Origin of the sequence: Sediminibacterium sp., from assembly GCF_030695065.1 — a bacterium.
In the GTDB taxonomy this organism is placed as follows: Bacteria; Bacteroidota; Bacteroidia; order Chitinophagales; family Chitinophagaceae; genus Sediminibacterium.
On record NZ_JAUYTR010000011.1, the window covers coordinates 172,379 to 191,869 of the forward strand.

The 19,491-nt window shown below is 34.4% G+C and carries 19 protein-coding genes; all 19 read right to left on the reverse strand.

The window, feature by feature from the left end; translation table 11 throughout:
* Positions 1-245: 245 nt before the first annotated feature.
* On the reverse strand, positions 246-755 hold the full coding sequence (locus Q8S25_RS04665) for a hypothetical protein (RefSeq protein WP_305535332.1): 510 nt from the start codon (positions 753-755) through the stop codon (positions 246-248).
* Entirely contained in the window at positions 737-1,180 is a 444-nt protein-coding gene (locus Q8S25_RS04670) for a hypothetical protein (protein WP_305535334.1), read from the reverse strand. The genes Q8S25_RS04665 and Q8S25_RS04670 overlap by 19 nt, the downstream gene beginning before the upstream one ends.
* On the reverse strand, positions 1,161-3,563 hold the full coding sequence (locus Q8S25_RS04675; RefSeq protein ID WP_305535336.1) for a hypothetical protein: 2,403 nt from the start codon (positions 3,561-3,563) through the stop codon (positions 1,161-1,163). Before Q8S25_RS04675 ends, Q8S25_RS04670 begins: the two co-directional genes overlap by 20 nt.
* Positions 3,564-3,575: 12 nt before the next feature.
* Positions 3,576-5,891, reverse strand: coding sequence for a dynamin family protein (locus Q8S25_RS04680; RefSeq protein WP_305535338.1), 2,316 nt, complete (start codon positions 5,889-5,891; stop codon positions 3,576-3,578).
* Between the two features lie 16 nt (positions 5,892-5,907).
* Positions 5,908-7,812 carry a UvrD-helicase domain-containing protein gene (locus Q8S25_RS04685; protein WP_305535340.1) on the reverse strand — a complete coding sequence of 635 codons (1,905 nt, stop codon included), beginning with the start codon at positions 7,810-7,812 and terminating at the stop codon, positions 5,908-5,910.
* A complete protein-coding gene (locus tag Q8S25_RS04690; RefSeq protein WP_305535342.1) occupies positions 7,805-9,691 on the reverse strand; it encodes an ATP-dependent endonuclease in 1,887 nt (628 codons plus the stop codon). The genes Q8S25_RS04685 and Q8S25_RS04690 overlap by 8 nt, the downstream gene beginning before the upstream one ends.
* Before the next feature lie 500 nt (positions 9,692-10,191).
* The gene (locus Q8S25_RS04695) at positions 10,192-10,656 is read right to left on the reverse strand and encodes a DUF4265 domain-containing protein (RefSeq protein WP_305535344.1); all 465 of its coding nucleotides are present in this window, start codon (positions 10,654-10,656) and stop codon (positions 10,192-10,194) included.
* Between the two features lie 2 nt (positions 10,657-10,658).
* Positions 10,659-10,823: a hypothetical protein gene (locus tag Q8S25_RS04700; protein ID WP_305535346.1), complete on the reverse strand. Its 165-nt coding sequence runs from the start codon at positions 10,821-10,823 to the stop codon at positions 10,659-10,661.
* 199 nt (positions 10,824-11,022) lie between these two features.
* Positions 11,023-11,574 (reverse strand): DUF6438 domain-containing protein, encoded by a 552-nt coding sequence (locus tag Q8S25_RS04705; protein ID WP_305535348.1) that lies wholly within the window; start codon positions 11,572-11,574, stop codon positions 11,023-11,025.
* A 186-nt stretch (positions 11,575-11,760) separates the two neighbouring features.
* The gene (locus Q8S25_RS04710; protein WP_305535350.1) at positions 11,761-12,225 is read right to left on the reverse strand and encodes a hypothetical protein; all 465 of its coding nucleotides are present in this window, start codon (positions 12,223-12,225) and stop codon (positions 11,761-11,763) included.
* 202 nt (positions 12,226-12,427) lie between these two features.
* The gene (locus Q8S25_RS04715) at positions 12,428-13,054 is read right to left on the reverse strand and encodes a hypothetical protein (protein ID WP_305535352.1); all 627 of its coding nucleotides are present in this window, start codon (positions 13,052-13,054) and stop codon (positions 12,428-12,430) included.
* 195 nt (positions 13,055-13,249) lie between these two features.
* The gene (locus tag Q8S25_RS04720) at positions 13,250-13,864 is read right to left on the reverse strand and encodes a DUF4304 domain-containing protein (RefSeq protein ID WP_305535354.1); all 615 of its coding nucleotides are present in this window, start codon (positions 13,862-13,864) and stop codon (positions 13,250-13,252) included.
* 202 nt (positions 13,865-14,066) lie between these two features.
* Positions 14,067-14,507 (reverse strand): hypothetical protein, encoded by a 441-nt coding sequence (locus Q8S25_RS04725; protein ID WP_305535356.1) that lies wholly within the window; start codon positions 14,505-14,507, stop codon positions 14,067-14,069.
* 171 nt (positions 14,508-14,678) lie between these two features.
* The gene (locus tag Q8S25_RS04730; protein WP_305535358.1) at positions 14,679-15,065 is read right to left on the reverse strand and encodes a hypothetical protein; all 387 of its coding nucleotides are present in this window, start codon (positions 15,063-15,065) and stop codon (positions 14,679-14,681) included.
* Positions 15,066-15,273: 208 nt separating this feature from the next.
* The gene (locus tag Q8S25_RS04735) at positions 15,274-15,957 is read right to left on the reverse strand and encodes a nuclease-related domain-containing protein (protein WP_305535360.1); all 684 of its coding nucleotides are present in this window, start codon (positions 15,955-15,957) and stop codon (positions 15,274-15,276) included.
* A gap of 186 nt (positions 15,958-16,143) precedes the next feature.
* Positions 16,144-16,845, reverse strand: coding sequence for a hypothetical protein (locus tag Q8S25_RS04740; protein ID WP_305535362.1), 702 nt, complete (start codon positions 16,843-16,845; stop codon positions 16,144-16,146).
* Positions 16,846-16,867: 22 nt separating this feature from the next.
* On the reverse strand, positions 16,868-17,044 hold the full coding sequence (locus tag Q8S25_RS04745) for a hypothetical protein (protein ID WP_305535364.1): 177 nt from the start codon (positions 17,042-17,044) through the stop codon (positions 16,868-16,870).
* A gap of 309 nt (positions 17,045-17,353) precedes the next feature.
* On the reverse strand, positions 17,354-18,034 hold the full coding sequence (locus tag Q8S25_RS04750) for a hypothetical protein (protein WP_305535366.1): 681 nt from the start codon (positions 18,032-18,034) through the stop codon (positions 17,354-17,356).
* 247 nt (positions 18,035-18,281) lie between these two features.
* The gene (locus tag Q8S25_RS04755; RefSeq protein ID WP_305535368.1) at positions 18,282-19,331 is read right to left on the reverse strand and encodes a DUF4238 domain-containing protein; all 1,050 of its coding nucleotides are present in this window, start codon (positions 19,329-19,331) and stop codon (positions 18,282-18,284) included.
* Positions 19,332-19,491 lie beyond the last annotated feature (160 nt).

The window sequence follows — 19,491 nt, forward strand, 5'->3', positions numbered from 1 at the left end:
GGGCTAGTCCTAAAGACTATTTTAGCAGGTTAAAAAGAGTTCAATCCTTTTATTTTTACAGGATTTCACCGCATAGTATTCAACGTCCGGGGCTTTACGCTGGTTGGATAATTCGTGATCCTAATGCCAGCTTGGCCACTACTGACGCAATTAGTTAAAGCCAAATTACTGAAGTTGATTTAAAACTCCAAAGCTGATGGGCCATTGCTGAAGCCCAAATTGGGTAAAGCCTATTGTTGTACGCATCAAACTGTTAATTCTGGTAAGCCTCCCTTAAAAACTTTTGCAGCTTTTTCTCGAATTTCAATCAACGATTTATGAGAAATCTTATACTCAAATTTTCGTCTGCAATAGCAATTACCATTTGATAAATCAAGCTTAATATTACTATCCAGTAAATGAGCATGTGGATTTGAGGGAAATGGATCCTTATCATAAAGATGAATAATCCAATTAAGTCCGCCTGACTTAATTCGAGCTTTACGTTGTATTCGAAGATGCTCAGGTATCACATCGATATCTGTTTCTATAAGCCTATTTAGAGTCAAAAAATCAAATTCAGATAAAAGATTGAAAGCTTGTTCTTCAGAAATTTCAATATCCCAGAGTGAACCCCGCCATTTAAACCCCATTTCGTCAGACAACAAAATAAAAAGTGCGTCTTCAATATCAGAAACTTTAATTTCATCTTCCTTAAAAGCAGAAATACGGAAAGATAAAGACTCAAACAAGTGAATTAACTCCTCAATCTCCAAAATAAATAAATTTTATTGCGTATAACGTTTTCGGGCTTGGCGAAGGTGGCGATTTTCACCACAAATGTTGATGCGGAGAACCAATTTTGATTAACCACAAATGTGTCTGCGGAGCACTTAACCGCCACTTTTGCCAAGCCCGTGTTACAAGCTGGCCTTCTGTCCACCGAGTAGTTGAAACGCATACCAGTCAACGGTTCTGGTGTCTGCATTGCAACTGATTTTTGTCTGTCGTTGGGTTGTGCGGTTGCGTATTTTTTATTTTCAGAAGGGGAGGAGATTTTTTTTAATTCAATTTTGTCTGCGTGGGAAAGGTGTAAGCTCTTTTGTAAGCGTTGGTCTGTGCTTGGGCTTGTGCGGCTTGCAAATGTGCTTACACCTATGTGTGTGAAGTTTTTTGTATTGTTAATTTTCATCTTCTTCATTTGCTTTCATTTCTATTAATCTTTTTCTTAACTCTTCTTTCTCTTTTGGGTCTTGAACATCTTTTGAAAGAAAATCTGCCATAAAAACGTTGAAGTATTTATTGAATCGTATTACAAATTCCTTTGCCTTTTTTGCTAATTCTAAATCTGTATAACCCATCATTGTCCGCAACGCTAAATAGATTCTATAAAGTAGGTTGAAATTATTTTCTTCAAAAGCTCTTTCGTAAAGTTTTTCTATTTCATCAGGAATAATAAAAAAACACTTTTGAATTGACTGAACAATTGGTTCAATAATTCCTTCATGACCACTAACTATGTAGCCAACTCCATCCCAGTCAAAGCCTTCATGGTGTTTCATGTTGCTTAATGACCTTACATCTGCTCTGCGAAGAAAATTTTTATTAGAGCCAACTTCGTTTAATAAATAAAGATGAAAGGCATAAACTGAATATTCTGCATTGCCAACTAATCCCAAAGGATAACCTGCCAACTGCGACAAAATTGCATAGGGTAAAAAATCGGAAACAAAACCTCCTTCATCCATATCATCTTCAAAATTAACTTGAATGTGTCCGACACCTTCTGAATACATTAATACTTTAGTTCCCTTCCCAATTTTTTCTAAATGAGGTGGAATTTTCAGTAACTCCTGAACTAAATCAGAGAATAATTCCACTTCATTCTTATGTGCTATTTTCATTAAAACACCAGTTGCTACAATATCGCAATAAGGTATTGGAGTTACAGTTTCAATAAACGTTTTGCAAATTTCTTCAATTGGTTTTTCTTCCTTGCTTTCTCTTAAAATTATTTCTGTAACCAATTCAATTGAATGTTTTGCAACAAGCTCTTGAATTTTGGGATAGATTACTGTCATACCATTTCGTAGTTCCCTTATGACAACTACCGATGATTTTATAAGTGTTTCTAAATCGTCAGGGAAATTCTTCTTGAAAGTCTCCTTTGAAATTGCACCACTACCAGACGCTACAATACTTAAATCTGCATTTGTATTTCTCAATTCAAGTTCAGCAAAAAAGCAAAATGCAATTTTGATATACAAGTCATGGACTTGTCTCGTATAAGTTTTGTTTTCCGAAATTGCATTTAAGAGATTGAGGTCAGGAACAGCATTTATTTTAGTGAATTGTCCTGCTTCAATATCTCTAGTGAGAAGAGAAGCTAAATGTCTTACAATTCTTGGCTCGCGATATTCGGGTGTATAATGTCCGCCATGTTCAATTAAAACTTGAAATTTGGTTAGCAACAAATCGTTTGTAGCGCTGTATTCATCGTCATCAAGTTCATCTAACTTGACTATTTTACTTTGCTCACCAATGAGTGTCTTGTATTGTCTGTTTGCAACAAAAGCTATTTCCTTGAAATTGAATTCATCTATGCTGTAAAGAATATGATGATTAACCCCTTTAAAGATGTCAATGAGTTCAATAATTTCTGCCTTAATTGCTTCGGGTGTTGCATTGTTGAAATTGTCTAAGAGCAAATAGAATTTACTATCAGGTAAATTGCTTAGCGAGTTAATGAGCCACTCTCTAATTTTATCCTTGTTAATTGAAATTTTAGAACTCTCAGAAAAGTGATTTGCTAATTGCTGCAAAATAGAATAGTTGTTATCGCTGCAATCTAAATAGAGAAGAAATTTTTTGGCAGATTTGGTTTTTGTAAAAAACTCAAACAGCAAATTTGTTTTGCCACTAAAAGCAGAACCTATCAAACCAACTAATGCAGCACCTTGAGAAAAATGAGATTGAATTTCAGCGACTACTTTTCTATCAATTCTAAAATCAATGCAAATGGGTTTTGTGAAGTCGTCAATTGTTCCAAAGAATCTTTCAAATCTTTTTTCGCTGATTTGATTTATTACCTGTGAGAATAATTCAGGTTCTTTATTCAGTAATAGATTGACTGCATCTTTGAAATCATTTGTCGCAAGTTGAAAGGAGTTGTTGGTTAGTTTTTGAATAAATTCAAGGTCTACATTGTTTGCTTCAATTTTTTCTTTCGTGTATGTATTGTAAAACTGATTGTCTATGCCATTTGAAATTAATGTAAGCGGTGGCATTGGATGCAACAATCTTGCATAGGAAATGCCTTGCAATACATCTTCTGTTGTAAGTTGTAATCCTTCTTTCTTCAGTTCTAATAGAATGATATTTTTCTGTTCAATTATTAAGAGAATATCAAAAATTGCTCTTGAAGGATAGTTAGATGGTTCCTTTGAATCAACCTCAACATTATGATGTCCAAATTTAATGCTAAATGATTTCTGATGTTCAACTTTAACTTCCTTAAAAGTCGGGAAAGCAGAAGTTAATACTCTGTCTATTCTTGCCTCTAATGTTGCTTCATTTTTTGCCATAATTTTATTTTATTAAACAGAGGCATAACAACCGTTTATTTCTTTGTCAAGATTGTTTATTGATGTTCGTAGTTTTTCAATTTTACTAAATGCTTCGTTGTATTGAGTTTCTTCTTCGGCAGAAATTTTACTACTCAATTTTTTCATTTGTTTTTGAAGGTCGGTGAAAAAGAAATTGACTTTGTTGTTTGCGTAATCAATAATCAATTTTGAATGTTCTTTTACCAAATCCATATATGCAGAATCTATTTTTTTGAATTGTTCATTGTAACATTTCCTCGCACCTTCCATTATTTTGCTGATTCGTTTTGCTCTGCGTTCTGCGGCTGAAAGAACAAGGTTGCCAAAGAATCCAACTATGCCTGCTAAGATTGCAGCAGGCGGATTGATGATAAAACCAATGATTCCCGTAAACAAACCAACACCAAAAGAAGTTGAGAGGTCAACTGTTGGAGTTTCAAATTTTTCAACTTCTGAAAAGTCAACGAGTTTTTGTTTTGAATTTCCTGCAATAATTTCTCTCACTTGTTTTAAGTTGTCCTCAATCCAATTATCAATCATCTCTTTCAACAAGTTTACTTGGTGAGCATACTCAATATTTGTTTGCTGCAAAGTTTTATGTCCGCCTTGTGTAAGATAATTTTGCAAAGATTTTTTATCAGGCAAATCAGTATTTACTGCAAATGAGTTCAAATATGTTTCAAGTTCTAAAAGCAAATTGTGCTTTCGGTTTTCAAGCGAACTTGAAATGCCTTTTCTAATTTCTCTTTCTCTTCCACAATACAATTTTGAAAGGTCTGGAATTTTTCCTTTTACTTTTTCAATTGCATCAATGAGTTTTTTTCGTTTCTCATTATCAAACAACCTTGCATTCAAAATTCCTTCAAAATCTTTTGTTGAACCAATTATTTCTCTATTTACAAAATTCAAATTGACTAAACCAACTTTATTTTCTTTTAGCAAATAAGCCCAAATATCATCTTGCAATTTTAGAACTGTGTCTGTGCCTTTCTTCTGCTTCAATCTAACATCTATACTTTCCTCTGCACTGATAAAATAAATTTTGCCTGAAACCTTATCGTAAAGATTATGCTTCTTTAGGTCTTGTATAACTCTGTCTTGAAGTTGCTGCAACTTGTTTCCTGTGAGTGCATTTATTTTGGTGAACACCAAAAATATTTTATCAAGTGATTGCCCTAATTCAAGAATGTGTTTCTTGTATTCGCTTTTAAAAATGTAACCGCCATTTTCAAAAGGAGAGGAATCAATCAAATAAAGTATTGCGTTAGATTTAGTAACCGTGCTCCATGTGTAGTTGTAAATATTTTCATCAGGGTCGTCAAGTCCAGGAATATCAAAAAAGGAAACACCTTGTTCAAGTTGCCTGTTAGCCAAATGAATTGCTATGAGTGCTACTTCCTTTTTGTTGTCTTCGTTTTCGGTTTGCGAAGCAAAACTTTTGATAACCTCTTTAGAGAACTTATGAGATGCAGCTTTGCCGCTTCTAAAAGTTACTTTTACTAAATCTTCTTTTCCAGGGAGTATTTGAATTGGAACTCCTGTTGTTTGGAAAATACCAGTTGGAGAAATATCTTTTCTCCTTAGCAAAGCATTTATCAAAGAACTTTTGCCCACTCTTGAAGGTCCTGTTATTGCAATTCTATAAATGGCTTGTTCAATTTGATTGTTCAATGCTTTCAAAGAATTGTTGACGGAATCAAAATTGAAAGGTTTGCATATTTCACTGTAGGCAGCAAGGTTTGAATTGCACTTGTTTTTTAATTCAAAATAAGTTCCTGCTTCAATAATTTTTCTTGATGGAACTTTCCAACTCAAAACATAGTCTCTGATTGAATCTAAAGTATAATTGCTAAAAGTGTCATCAAGAGAAATCTTGATAGTAATGTCTTCTTGGTTTACCCAATTTGGATTTGTGTTCTCCAAATGGTTAATCAACTTTTCATCTATCCATTGTGAGTAGAATTTTTTTGTCGGCAAGTCATTTAGCACAAACATTACAGGAAGATTTGCACTATACCATTGAACTACTTTCTTAACTGGAACTGAAAAGGAAATATGTTTTTTGAGAACCTTTAGTTTCTCAATGGATTTTAGTTGCAGTAAGAAATATTTGCTTTCGGGTCTAAAACTGTCGCTATCTTTTATTGGTCTTGTGATTTCAACTTGCCCGTCAATACCGTAGTCGCGAATAGCCCACCCAAAAGGCATATACATTCCCAAATCTTCAATAAGGTCTTCAAAGTTTCGTTTTGATTTCCATTCGTTACGATGTGATTTAGGTATTTCAACAGGTGTATTTGAACTCATAAGTATTTTTATATATTTATAAAATAATCACATTCCATTCACTGCTTTTATCAAAATATGTCTTATGATTTTCAGTATATCTGTCCTTGTGAACGGCTAAGCATATAAAATGTGTTGCCCTTGTCATTGCAACATAGCCAAGGGGTAATCTTTTCCTGAAAGCATCATTAGCTCGTTGCCTTGTCCGTTGTCTTTCCGTGCTAATAATAAATTCCAAAATCTTACTGCCTATGTCGTAAACTCTGTTAAAGGTTTCAAGGTAAAGGGTCGCTGTATGTGTTTCGCCTTTTACTCCATGAATAGTATCAAAATGAATTTGCACTTCCTGTCCATTTGTTGCAAAACTGTAAATTCTGTTTTCCACCTTTTCACTTGTTGCTTCAAGTTCAGGGTTGGTAAAAAATTGTTTTAGGTCATCATTTACTTGTCCACCTAAAGTTTCAAGCAAATCTGAAACATAGGTTTCAATTTCTCTTTTCAAAATTTCAGTTTGGGAAATTGATGTAATCCATTTTGTAATGTTATCATTGATCTTTTTGGAGAAACTTAAATCATCCAACGAATTTAGATATTGATACAATGCAAATGGCGTAAAGTAAAATCCTGTAACGGGATGCTTGACTTTGCAAAGGCGTAAGCTTTTGCAAATAATACTTAGCAAGGATTTTCTTACCTCTTTTACATTTTTACTTTGTAGAGATAAATTCTTGGCGTTTTCAAGAAACGAATTAATGTTTGAGAAATCTCTTTTGTTGTAACCACGATTAAACTCATGCCAATAGGAATTAATATTTAATCGGGAATCACTCAATCTTGCTCCAACTGCTTTGCAAGGTTTCCCTTTATGAAGATTATTCTGAATTACCAATTCTCCAAATTTATCTTTTACATCCAGTATTGAGTTGTCATCAAACAAAATGATTGTTGGGTTAAAAGGTGTTGGGTTAATCCAACCAGTCATTACTTGAGGAGCAATGCAAATATCTTTTACTACTTGAACAATGTTCTCTGAAATTCTTGTAGTTTCAGTTAATTGTAAATCCAAATTTATTTTTGGTCGCCACTCATTTTGTTTATCCGAGGAAGAATAATTGAAAATTGATTGATTGATGTCGCCAATTTTTTGAACGATTGTTGAAGTGCCATCACACAAATAGCTAATTAGTTCTGATTGGTGAGTTTCCATGTCTTGCATTTCATCAATGAAAACCAAAGGGAATCTTTTACTGAACAGTTCTTTTAATTGTGGGTTCTCTCTTAAATATTTGAAAGCAATTGAATACGCTTCCTCGTATTTGATGTAGCCTTTCTTTAGAATTTCATTCTTTAATTCAAGCAAAGTATTGTATGAATTAGTGTGTTTACCTACGATTGGTTCCGTCTCATTCACATCATCTGAGACATCAAAATTTGCTTTGTTAAAGGATAAGACACCAAGAAATTCAATGTTTTTACTACGGCTCAAATAGGATTTTGCAGCTTCAATCTCTCGGCTTTTTGCTCGTTCAATCATGTCGTAGTATGAATCATTATCAATCGTAGGTGAACTCTTAAACTCATTTTTGTAAGCAGGAATAGTAAAGAACTTATCTACTACAGATTGAATTGTTCCGAAATGATTTGGATAGTTGAAGTAAAAATTAGAATAGGAATCCAGTTTGCTTTTAATTTCTGCTACTGCAACATTTGTATGTGTGATAACACAAACACCTTGCTTAAATGATTTCGGAATTTTGTTAGCTAAAATAATAAGCTTCGCTGCAAGAGTTGTTGTTTTATCACTGCCAGGACAAGCTTGAATGTCGGTGCTATCCCAATATCGAATATTCTTTTTTTGACCTTCATTGAACTCAAAACCAAAATGGTTTTCAACGAAAGCAATATCTTCATCAGTGATATTTAATGTTTTGAAATCAAACATTGGTTACATATTTAATCGCATCAGCTAAATATTTTAAGTGTGGGTCTTTCAAAATCTCTGCTACATCAACTTTGGAGTTAGAAAGAATTCGTGAAAAGATTTGTGCAACTACCGCCTTTGATGCTTGCTTGCGTTCTAATGGAGCATAAATTTCAACTGCAATTTCAATATCACTCTTAGCTTCCGTTTTCCACCTTTCGATATCTTTGTCCAATCGCTCGGAAATCTGTTTGAAAATTTCTTTGCTTATTTCCTCTTGAAGGTCATTAGTAGCCAACGCAAAAAGAATTGACTTATGAATTGCATTGCGAAGGCAACTTCTTGCAATTTCATATTCAAGTGTCCATGTATTCGGAAGAAATACTTGAACATCACCACCACCGTATTTGGCTTTTTTCTTTGAAACTATAGCAGCAATTTCTTGTGTAGAATATTCGTCTTCTGTTTTACGGTTATCACTAAGCAAGCTAACTTGCTCAACCACACCTGTAACACGCCTTTTGACTTCGTAGGTAAATTCTTTTGCTTCTTGTGGTGGAATATCTCTGTCTGTAATGCAGGAAACTTTTATTCCAATTCCATTACCATCTTTTCTCTGAAATATTTTTGCATATCGCAATAGTGCAGTGCTTCCCACATTTACAACTGAAACCCCAAGCTTGTGTAATGGGAATCCGATGTATTCAGCAAGTGTTGGAATAATTAAATTCTCTGCATCGCCTTCAACTATAATTACACCATTTGCAAAAAACAAGTTTGCCTTTGTGTTATCTAAAAATCGTCTCAGAAATTCATAATCTCCATTTGATAACTCGGTTTCTCCTTTTCTCAAAGAATAGGCATTACCGGCCTTGCAGAGAATTAAATTATTGAGGTCAACTTTTGATGCTAATGAATTGCTGTGTGAAGAAATGATACTTTGAAAACCTAAGTTTGTTGATTGTTTATTCAGAAAGTCAATGAGATTAAGTTGGGATTGGGGATGCAAATGGGCTTCTATTTCTTCAATTAAGGAAAGTTTAAGACCAACATAACCGCTATCTTTTTTCAGAAGCAACATTTCTGCTGCTATGAATAATAGATTATTTGAACCTAAACCTAAGTTTGATTCGTTTGTCTTTGAGAAAGCTTGCAATTCAAGTTTTTCAAGTATTCTGCCTAAATCATTTCGAGCAATTCCAAACTTTGATAAAAGTGGATTATTTAATAATGAAAACTCTTTTAGATAGCTTAAATTAATTGTGTCTGACACTTGCTTTCCTTCTTTGTTTTCAAAGTAGTCAGTTACTTCAAGGTTTGCTTTATCCATTGTTTCTTCCAATGGATGCCTTGTGCTGTCTTGCTTTTGAAAAATTTCGTAAGCAGCAAGAATTTGAGAAAGTCGTGAACCTTTTCTTGGTGCTAATTCAAACTCTGCATCTCTTAATGGTTTTAAGTAAGTTACCTTTAGTTTGTTTTTTGCTTCACCGCTTATCATTCCACTTTCTTCGTCCTCGCCAGCTTTCACATCATAATATACTTCTGAAAGTGAATTGCTTTTTTCCTTCCGTCTGCCAGTTAAAGTAAGTTTCAAATAATACTTTTGATCGCTTATGGATAACCATTCTAAGAATGCAGCCGCTTCATCTGGGTTAAGGGCATAAAATGTGCAAACTATTTTGAGTTCGGTTGCTCTTGTTGTCCCGTCTGTGTAGAAATCGTCTTTGTCAAGTCTTAGCCAATCGTTGCTGTGAGTGCCAGTAACAAATTTTATTGCGTCAATGATTGAAGATTTACCAGAATCATTTTCTCCGACAAGCAGATTTAAGCCACTTTGGAATTCCAAGTTAACTGATTTGAATTGTCTAAAGTTTTCAATATGGATTTTTCCTAAATACATTTAGCAGTGTTTTGTTATTTTAACTTCATAATCCTTGAAATAAGCGTTGGCAAAAAATGGCTCTTTTGGTTTTGCGAAGGGTTGGCCTGTGTGTCGGGCAAAACTAAATGTGCCATTTGTGCTGCTGGCTAAAATTGAATTAAGAAAAATGTGCGGTGGGGAAAATAAAAAATACAGAAGGGTCGGCAATGAGTGTCGGCTCAGTTGCTGTCCAGTTGCAATATGGTCTGTATGTCGTTGGTCACCTGTCAAAATTAGCGTTTCATTTTATGTTTAAAGTCGTCCGTTTGGTTGTTGTTGTGTCGTTTGTTAGGCTTGCTTGTAACGTCCGAGGCTTTACGCAGGGTGGGGAAGGATATTTCCTACTGCTGGCTTGGCCACTAAAAACTCGATTAGCTAAAGCCAAATTACTGAAGTTGATTGAAATGCCAAAGCTGATGGGCCATTGCTGGAAGCCCAACTTGCGTAAAGCCTATTGTTATAGCCAGTTGTTTTTATCATTACCTGTGTCCATCCGCCAAACAAGGTTCTGCATAACCAATGGTTTCTTGTGCTTCTAATTCGTCTAACTTATTCTTTATCTTTTTATAGTCAACAATTGCAGGGATTTTCATTGAAAAATATCCTTCATTAACTTTTTCGGAAACACAACCAAGTTCTTTAAAAAGGTCACGTATTTGATTTATATCTTTTGATTTGTCCATTAAAACAATTTGAACTGTCGAGTTACCCGAATACTCAACTGTCTTGCGATAAGTCAACATTTGTTCTTGTACATCAAATTCAGCAAATACAATGTCGTCTGAAGCAACAAGCGGTGCATAAAATGGAATGCTATCTAGTTTATAAAGTCCTTTGTCACTGTCAACAACTGTCGCCCACATTGTCTCGACCGTTTCCTCGTCCAAAACTTGATTATAAAATCGGAATAAAATTTTGACGTAATTGTCCTCTTGTGTCATCATTATTACTCTGCTATTTTCTGTTTTCTTCCATTCAATACTTTCTTCTTTAAAGAAGATTTTTTGGCTAATGCTGCCAAGTCTGAATTTGGGTCTTTGAACTGTTCATCAATTTCTCTTTTTGTAAGTCCTTTAAGGTCTTTGTATTTTGTATGAATGATTCTTGACATAGTTGTGTTGTGTCATTTTACAATTGGCTATAACATCCGAGGCTTTATGCAGGGTGGGGAAGGTAAATTCCCGCTGCTGGCTTGGCCACTACTGACGCGATTAGCTAAAGCCAAATTACTGAAGTTGATTGAAACTCCAAAGCTGATGGGCCATTACTGAAAGCCCAACTTGCGTAAAGCCTTCTGTTGTGCGTAGCTTTTATTCTACGATTTCAGGTGGCGTAAATTTTATAATTTTGGGTGGCGGAATTGGACCTTGTCCAAATTGAATTTTTGTTTCAAATAGTAAAGTGTCCACCTTAGTTAATTGTAGTTTTTTGTAGCTGTCCATTAGCCAATAGAAAACACTTCTTATATTGTCAGGTAGATCCATTTCTTGTCCATAGAGTGGCTTTCTAATTTGTCCGTAAGTAAAGTAACTCTCAATAGACATATCGTCCACCGATGCATTATATAAAGTGTCCAACTGTTTAAATTTAGCTTGTTCCATCTTAATATTTAAACTATCCCAGAAACCCTGTGTGACCTTTGCTGTGAAAAATCCTTGTTTTTCTGTGTAACGTCCTCCATAAAATTTGTAGGTTAAACTACTGTCAATTTGAATTGCTAAAAAAGGACATTTTCCATAGCAACCTCCTGTTGCAAAACTTATCGTTTTAAATTGATCTTGTCGCTTAATTGCTTCGTTCTTCTTGTCAACACAAGCTAATAAAGTCAAGATAATTATTACTGATATGTATTTACGTTTCATTTAATAGTTACGCACAACGTCCGGGGATTTACGCAGTTTGGGAAATATTGTTCCAACTGCTGGCTTGGCCACTAAAGACGCGATTAGCTAAAGCCAAATTACTGAAGTTGATTAGCAATACCAAAAGATGATAGGCCTTTGATGGAAGCCCAAATTGGGTAAAGCCAATTGTTGCCTGTAGCCAACTTATGTTACTGCTATCTTAGCTTTCTTAATTGTTCTGATAAAACTTATCATCAGTAAGACTTGTGCAAGAAAAAACACTATAATGACTACAGGAATAAACTTTATCCGCAATTCCATTGAGTTGATCAAATCATTTTGATTCGAAGACGTAATTTCTAAAAAGATGTATGGTAATTTTAAATAAGTAACAGTTGACAAAGTAAAAAAGGCATGAAAAGAAAATAAAATCCAGTTTACTTTTTCAGCCCTGTTAGAGAATAACCAATTTCCAATTATCATAAAACATATCAGTATCAGTACAAAAAACTTCCATGTAAATTGAGGCGGATTTAAAGTTGTATGCCAGCCCTGTACATCAGAAGTTACAAAGTCGATTATTAAAGGTAAAGTCAAAAATAAGAGACTTAGAAAAGCAAGAAAAGGAACATATGATTTTTTCATAGAATAATTAGCTTCTTTAGGCATTTATTAGATTAAGACTTCTTGCATCGGTTACAGGCAACGTAGACGGCTTTGCGAAGGGCGGGGAAAGATGTTCCTTCTGCTGGCTTGGCCACTAATGCCTCGATTAGTTAAAGCCAAATTATAGAAGGTTGTTCAGAATTCCTAGTGCTGATGGGCTAAGTACAAAAGCCCGCCTTTGGCAAAGCCACTTGTTGTATGCTGTTTATATTTTTTGTAAAATTTTGTTTTCTGTCAAATCATTATCTATTGCTGGATCCATAATTAATTCCTTAAAGTCACCTAAAGCTTTACCAAACTTTATACATAAGTTTTTGTCCAGTGTGTCAATATAATTGGGTTCTATAAGAATCTGAAATTCAAAGTTTTCATCATTACTATCAAGTGTCAAAGGAGGGGCGTCAAAAGTCTTTAAGAACTCTTTGTTGTGAAGTATGCGATTTCTCAGAGTTATTAGTTCGCAAAGCGTTTTGTAAGGCTCTGAAACCTCATTGAATTTTAATTCTCCATTTGAAATTATAGAAGGAGTCATTAATAACTTCTTTTTAAATGACATATTGATGAATTCTTCAGCGTAGCTCTTATAGGATTCATGTCCATAGTGTTTTAAACAGTAATCCGTTAATACGAAATTAATGGAGTATTCTAAAGTCGCTGCACATAAGGTAAAAAAGCCAAAGTATAAGTAGTCAGACTTTTTATCTTTTAGAATGTCTTTGTAAGCTGATCTTAATTTTTCGTAATAGGTTTCAGTACCATTCCATAGTACAAAGCCTTTAGTCTCACCGCTAAGATTTAGAATAAGCTTTGCTGCCAATTTGTCTCTTGCCATATTAGGGTGTTATGTAATAGCATACAACGTCCAGGGCTTTGCGCAGGGTGGGGAAGGATAGTTCCTACTGCTGGCTTGGCCACTAAAAACTCGATTAGCTAAAGCCAAATTACTGAAGTTGATTTGAAACTCAAAGCTGATGGGCCATTGCTGAAAGCCCAACTTGCGTAAAGCCTTATGTTAGCTGTAGTTTCTTTAGTTATCAAGTCCATATTTTTGTCCATACTCTTTTACTGTCATTAAGAAATGTGGATTTGTCTTTTTGTTTAGAAGTCTTTCATATTCTCGTTTAGCTTTGTCGAATTGTTTTAGTTCTCCATAAATTATTAGCTTACCCAAAGGTGTCATCATCATATCTGCTTTGTCTAACTCTTGAAGCATTTTTTCTGTGCTATTTAGTCTGTCAAAATATGGCAAAATGAAACTTGTCAAATTTTTTTTCATTTCGTCAATAAGCAGTTGTTCGTCAGTTCGCTCTTTAATGTCATACCAAGTGTCGTGTTGGTTTCGCAGATCTCCAATTCTTTTTCTAATCAAACATTCTGGTTCAGTCGGATAGTACGGAAGTCCTTTGTCACTGTAATTGTAAAAAGCAAGCCAATATTCAGGGACAAAAATTCCTGTGTTTATAGTAAAGCTGATACTGTCCTTGTTTCCAAACGCACTTTTCTGAACATTAATGATTTGTCCGATAGTGTTAAGTTTTAAGTAAAAGTTATTCGACTTTTTCTTAAAGCCCAACGGTTTCAAGATTTCGTAAAATCCGTCTTTAATTATTTTGTCAAATTTTAACTCCGATATTGTCTTCATTTCGTTTTTCGGTGTGTCGTTCCAGAATCACAGCTAACGTCCAGGGCTTTACGCAGTTTGGATAATCTTTGATCCAACTGCTGGCTTGGCCACTAAAAATTCGATTAGCTAAAGCCAAATTACTGAAGTTGATTTGAAACTCCAAAGCTGATGGGCCATTGCTGAAAGCCCAACTTGCGTAAAGCCTTATGTTAGCTGAAGATTATTGTGAGCTTAAGTCCTTGGGAGTAATAATGATTTGGCATATATACTTTCCAGTCTTATCAGTATACCTGTAAATAATATCAATTTTGTTAGTGAAGAAATATGATCCTTTGGGGTCAGTTTTAAGCATATTAATAACTCGCTCTTTTGAAGTGGTTACAAGAATTGTTGTGTCAACATTTGCTTTATCGGCATTAATTGAGATATTATACTGCAACTTGTTGCCGTATAAGGCCTGAGTATTGTTTAAAGTAGTTAAACTGTCGATTTGAATTGGAGTATGTTTATTTGTCATGTTTGATATTTCTTGGAGCTCTTGGTCAAGCGTTAATTCTGGCTCTTTAAACAGAATTTTTAAAAGCGCAGACAATAGAATAAGCCCTATAATACCATATGCAATTTTTGTAGTGATACTTTTATTCTTAGTGATCTCGTACATGATTTTTGAATATAATTAATGTCAAGTATTTGCTGCAAACGTCTAGGGCTTGGCTAAGGTTTGGAAATATATTCTGTCTCTTGCTTGGCTACTTAAGACTCGATTAGTTGAAGCCAAATTACTGAAGCTGGGTCAGAATTCCTACTGTTGATGGGCGATATTCGTCTGCTTTTATTTTTTCTTTCGAAAAGTTATTGTTGGTCTTCCTTCAACATACAGGGTTAAATAATTTTCATCAAGTCTTTCAATCTTACTAGTTTCTGTACCAATTGTCAAATATTTATTATCCTTTGAGACTTTATAGCTTGTTTTCGTGTTATTCTCTTTCATTCCTTCGTGTTGAATGGAACTGAATTTATCATCCTGCATGAATGTAATAGTGAGGCCTTTATTTGCGCGATTCGCTTCCTTCGCTTCTTTGCTATCTGGAGAGACGTAATTGGGGTAATCGAAATTTTCAAAAACCCAAGTTCCAATTAATTTGTCTTTGACTGTTAAACGATTCTGAAATGAAGAAAATACAAATAGTAGAAAAGATAAAATAATGGCTTTAGGCATAAAATTGTAATTACGGATTTAGCACTTTGGTTGCAGCTAACGTTCGAGGCTTTACGCAGGTTGGGAATAGTTGTTCCTACTGCTGGCTTGGCCACTAAAAAACTCGATTAGTTGAAAGCCAAATTACTGAAGTTGATTAGCACTACCAAGGCTGATGGGCCTTTACTGAAGCCCAAATTGCGCAAAGCCTTTTGTTAGCGGGAGGCTTTTAAAAGTTTTTTGGATTCCACTTATTTTGAATACTCTCAGCATGTTGAAGTCTTATATCACGATCTTCACCATGATTAACTGATTCATATAATATCGCTTCGATTTCAGCAAAATTAGAATAAGTTGATTCCCGGCCAGTTTGAATAAGTTTCTTAATAGTCTCTATAACATCAGCAGATTTTACAATATTAGTCTCACTTGGGATTAGTGATAAATCCTTTAAAACACAGTCACCATAAAAAACAATTAAGGAATAAAAGGGAATATCGTCTAAGTTAGATAACCTACTCTTAAGAAACTTTATATGGCTGTTGTTTTGAAAAATTGGATTGTAAAATGGATACTTCTGTTTTCCATAAGCTAAAACTTGAACCCATTTTGATTGATTCCCAGTCCCAAATATCCAACCACTAAAATGTTTTACCTCAACTACAAAAATACCAACTTCTGTTACTATCACAACATCAATTTGAGAGAAACTTCCATCAGATTTTTGAACATATAAATCATGAAAAATTGTTTCAGATGAAAATCCATTCTTAAGGAGTTTCAGTATTAAGTCCCTTTCTGACCAAGTACCTCTTCCCTTATGAGTTACGGTTCTAAGTAACTTATCATTTTGAACCTCTTGATAAATGAGAACAAGAGCTATGGAAATCAAGATTAGTATAAGAAACCACATGATTAAATAAATAATTATACTCTTGTTATTATTTAATGCTTACCGTTAACGAACAGGTATTGCTGCAGGTGGGGCATTCCGAATTCAGTCGCCCTTGAACTGCAGATAAATTAAGATATGTTGCCAAATTATAATTACAAAAGCTGATTTGTGAACGTCCAGCCGAAGCTGTCGTTGAGCAATGAACTAAAAGCTGATGACTTGTTCTTCGCCCCCCGCTTGCAGCAATACTCCTGTTGTGCGTTCGTTCAGTTCGTCAAGTAGTTTGTCAAAGTCAGGAAGAACTTCAATACTAATCTTTGCAGCTTCGGTGTTTTGACTATTGGGATGCGCTTTGTCAGTCAAGAAATAAAATTGTGCATTGCAAATATAACTGCTTTGAAGTTTTTCGATTTCGCTGTTGAGAAATGCTTGGTTTATATTCTGTCTGCTGAAGACAACAATAAAATATTTGACATTTCCAGTAACAGTAGCATGGAAAAGCTGTTTTGTTATTCCATCACGATACCAAACTTGCTTTCCTCTCATCTCTCTGACTATGTTTTGTGCTCCTTTAAACAAGTTTACAACTTCACTTCTCTTTCTACCTAAATCCATTTTGATATCAAGAATAGTATTGATAGTCCCGTTTTGAATTAAAGCAAGGTCTGGATAAATAGTCCGTGCTTTTTCAGTGGAACGAAAGGAGATTGGTTGGTCTATAACAATTTTGTCAACCTGTGGAAATTTGTTGATCAGAAAATACGCAAACAAATCTTCAGTCAAACTTGCAATTGTATGGCTTCGTCCTCTTCTAATTTTTTCGTTGTCGTAAGTAAAAGACAGCTTGATTTCTCTTGCAGCCTTATACAAATCAATAACACTTTCAATTAAAGCCTTTTTATCCATTGTTATCATAAAAGGTTTACAGTTACATTCTAAGTCGAGCAATGTCAGCCCTGCACTTTGCAATCAAGAGTCTATAATGAGCTATTTGTTGTTTCCCCCCGTCCTGATAATGTCTCGGAGCATTTGATGCTCTGTAACGAGCCATATTCATTTTGATATTTTCAATGCTCATTTTGTGTTGTTCAATAGTCGCTCTCAAATGCTGAATTTTCGACTTTTTATCTTCTTTACTTTCGGAGAATAAAGATGAAAAGAAACCCATAGTAGATAAATTTATATGGTTGATTATTTAAAAGCTTTGTTGGGATGTCGGATTTGAATGACGCACAACGGCCGAGGCTTTACGCAGGTTGGGGAATCTGTGTTCCTACTGCTGGCTTGGCCACTACAGACTCGATTAATTAAAGCCAAATTACTGAAGCTCATTTGAAATACCAAAGCTGATGGGCCATTGCTGAAAGACCAACTTGCGCAAAGCCTATTATTGGCTGTAGGCACAACCACACTTTTATTGAGACCATTTAAAAAGCTCTTGTAATTGATCAAGCGTGTCTTTCCAATCTTCTTTGAAGATAAGGCGTTCTCCTTTTAGCATATCATTCGAATAAACCGTTTTTAAATAAACTATTTTGCTATTATAGTCACGATAACCATAAGCCTGCCCATCCTTAAATTGAAATTCAATTTCTTCAACTCCATCAGCAATAGAATCTGTAATTCTTACGGGTCCTTGTTTATCAGAAAACATAATTCCTTCAGAGCCGATTTCAAATGTTTTAGTTTCAGATTTCATGATTCGCTCAGCAAATCTTTCACAATAATGTCCTGTATAAATCCTAACCCATTTTTGCCAAACTGTATTGTTATGAAAACTATTAGGAGGAATTCCTCCATTGGAAGTGTCGACAGTGACTAAGATTAGACCTTTAGATGTTCTATGAGTCATTCCTATGCTTACAATTGGGCTAGGCACTTCAGATAATATTTGGCAATAAAAATTAAGCTTTGCTCCTTTAAACTCTTCGTATGTCTTTACCCATTTATGATTTTTGATTTTTGCTTTTCTTATCTTCTTTTCATGATAAACAATTGCGTTCTTGAATTTAGGAAAAGCGATATCAATTGATTTTTGAAATAAATCAGAAACCTCACTTAAGGTCAAAGTTTCAACCGCAATTCGTTGGGTCATTTGTTGTTATTTTAATATTAACAAGAGATCTCTTAGTGCTTGCAGCCAACGAAAATGGCTTGGCGTTGTTGGGGAATTAGAATTCCGTCTGCCCATAACCAAAGCCAAATAATTGCAATATTGCTGATGTTTTATTCATAAGCCAAATTTATAACGTCCAGCCCAAACTGAAGCACAATAAAGAACAAATGCTAAGGCTATATTCGTCAAGCCCCAATAATGCCAAGCCTAATGTTGGCTGCTGTTATTATCTTCGTTTTTGTCGTAAACTTTCGTCTCTAAGTTGTACTGCAAAGTCACTTAATATATGTCTTTTTGCTCTCTTAGTTTGTGTAATAAATGAGAGAGAAAGATTTACTTCTAAGTTATAATTGTATGAGTGATAAAAAATATGTTCCTGTCCTTCTTCGTCAACATAAGAATGTGTTTTTTGCAAATTAGAATATTCTGTTTGCAACTTTGACTTTGCTTTTTTAAAAAGTGTTCTTAAATAATATTCTGTTATAGTGTCGTCAAAATACAAATGGTCATAGCAATTTAATACTTGTAAATAATTTAGTTTTTCAATATCGTCTATGTTATCAATTGTAATAATATCATTCGATTTGTCTCCAATTTTATATACCCATTCGTCGTAAAAGCAAAGCATATGATTTGGTGAAATTGGGAAGAAAAGTTGCAGACCTTTTGTAGCTAAACCAACATTTCCACCTTGATGCTTTCGTTGCTCTAAAAATTGATTATACTTAATTACTGGATTGTCGGACGTGATAAACTTTAAGTTTGTTTTGTTAACTACTAGTTTGAGTTTTAAATCAAAACAAATTGGTATTTGTTCGCTAATTGTCGCCAAAGCCATTGCTGCTGGTTCAGTTGGATAAATTCCTATATTTTCAATTTTGTCTTTCAAATTCTCATCGTAGCTCATTAATTCTTTTGCCATTTTATTTGTTGTCTCCTTTATTTTTTCTGCTGTGTCTTTCGTTCTGTTAGACATAACAATTGTAAAAACTAAAGTACTTAAGTAGGCAGAGCTTTGTCTTTTAGGAATAATATTAGCAGTAATTATTGTCTTGAAATGTGGTGCACAAATAGATTCCAATTTTGAAAGTTCTTCTTCAAAATAGCCGTCAGCACCATAAAAATAGTCTTCTTTAGCTTGAGATTTTAACGGAACACTTTGTTTGAAAAATTCTTTTGTCAAATAGAATAATCCAATTTGACTTTCTTGTTCATTGACTGAAAAAAGTCGTAGATAAAATTGAGGAACGTAATGTTGATTTTTTTTTACTGTCATTTCGGGTAGCGTCAAATATTATAGCAGCCAACGTTCAAGGCTTGCCGAAGTGCCGGTATTCCTTATTCTGTCGTTTAATTAAAGATATAAAGTCGAATAGAATTTCAAAGCTTGGATCTTATTCAAAAGCCGGCATTTTGGCAAACCTATGTTAGGCGAA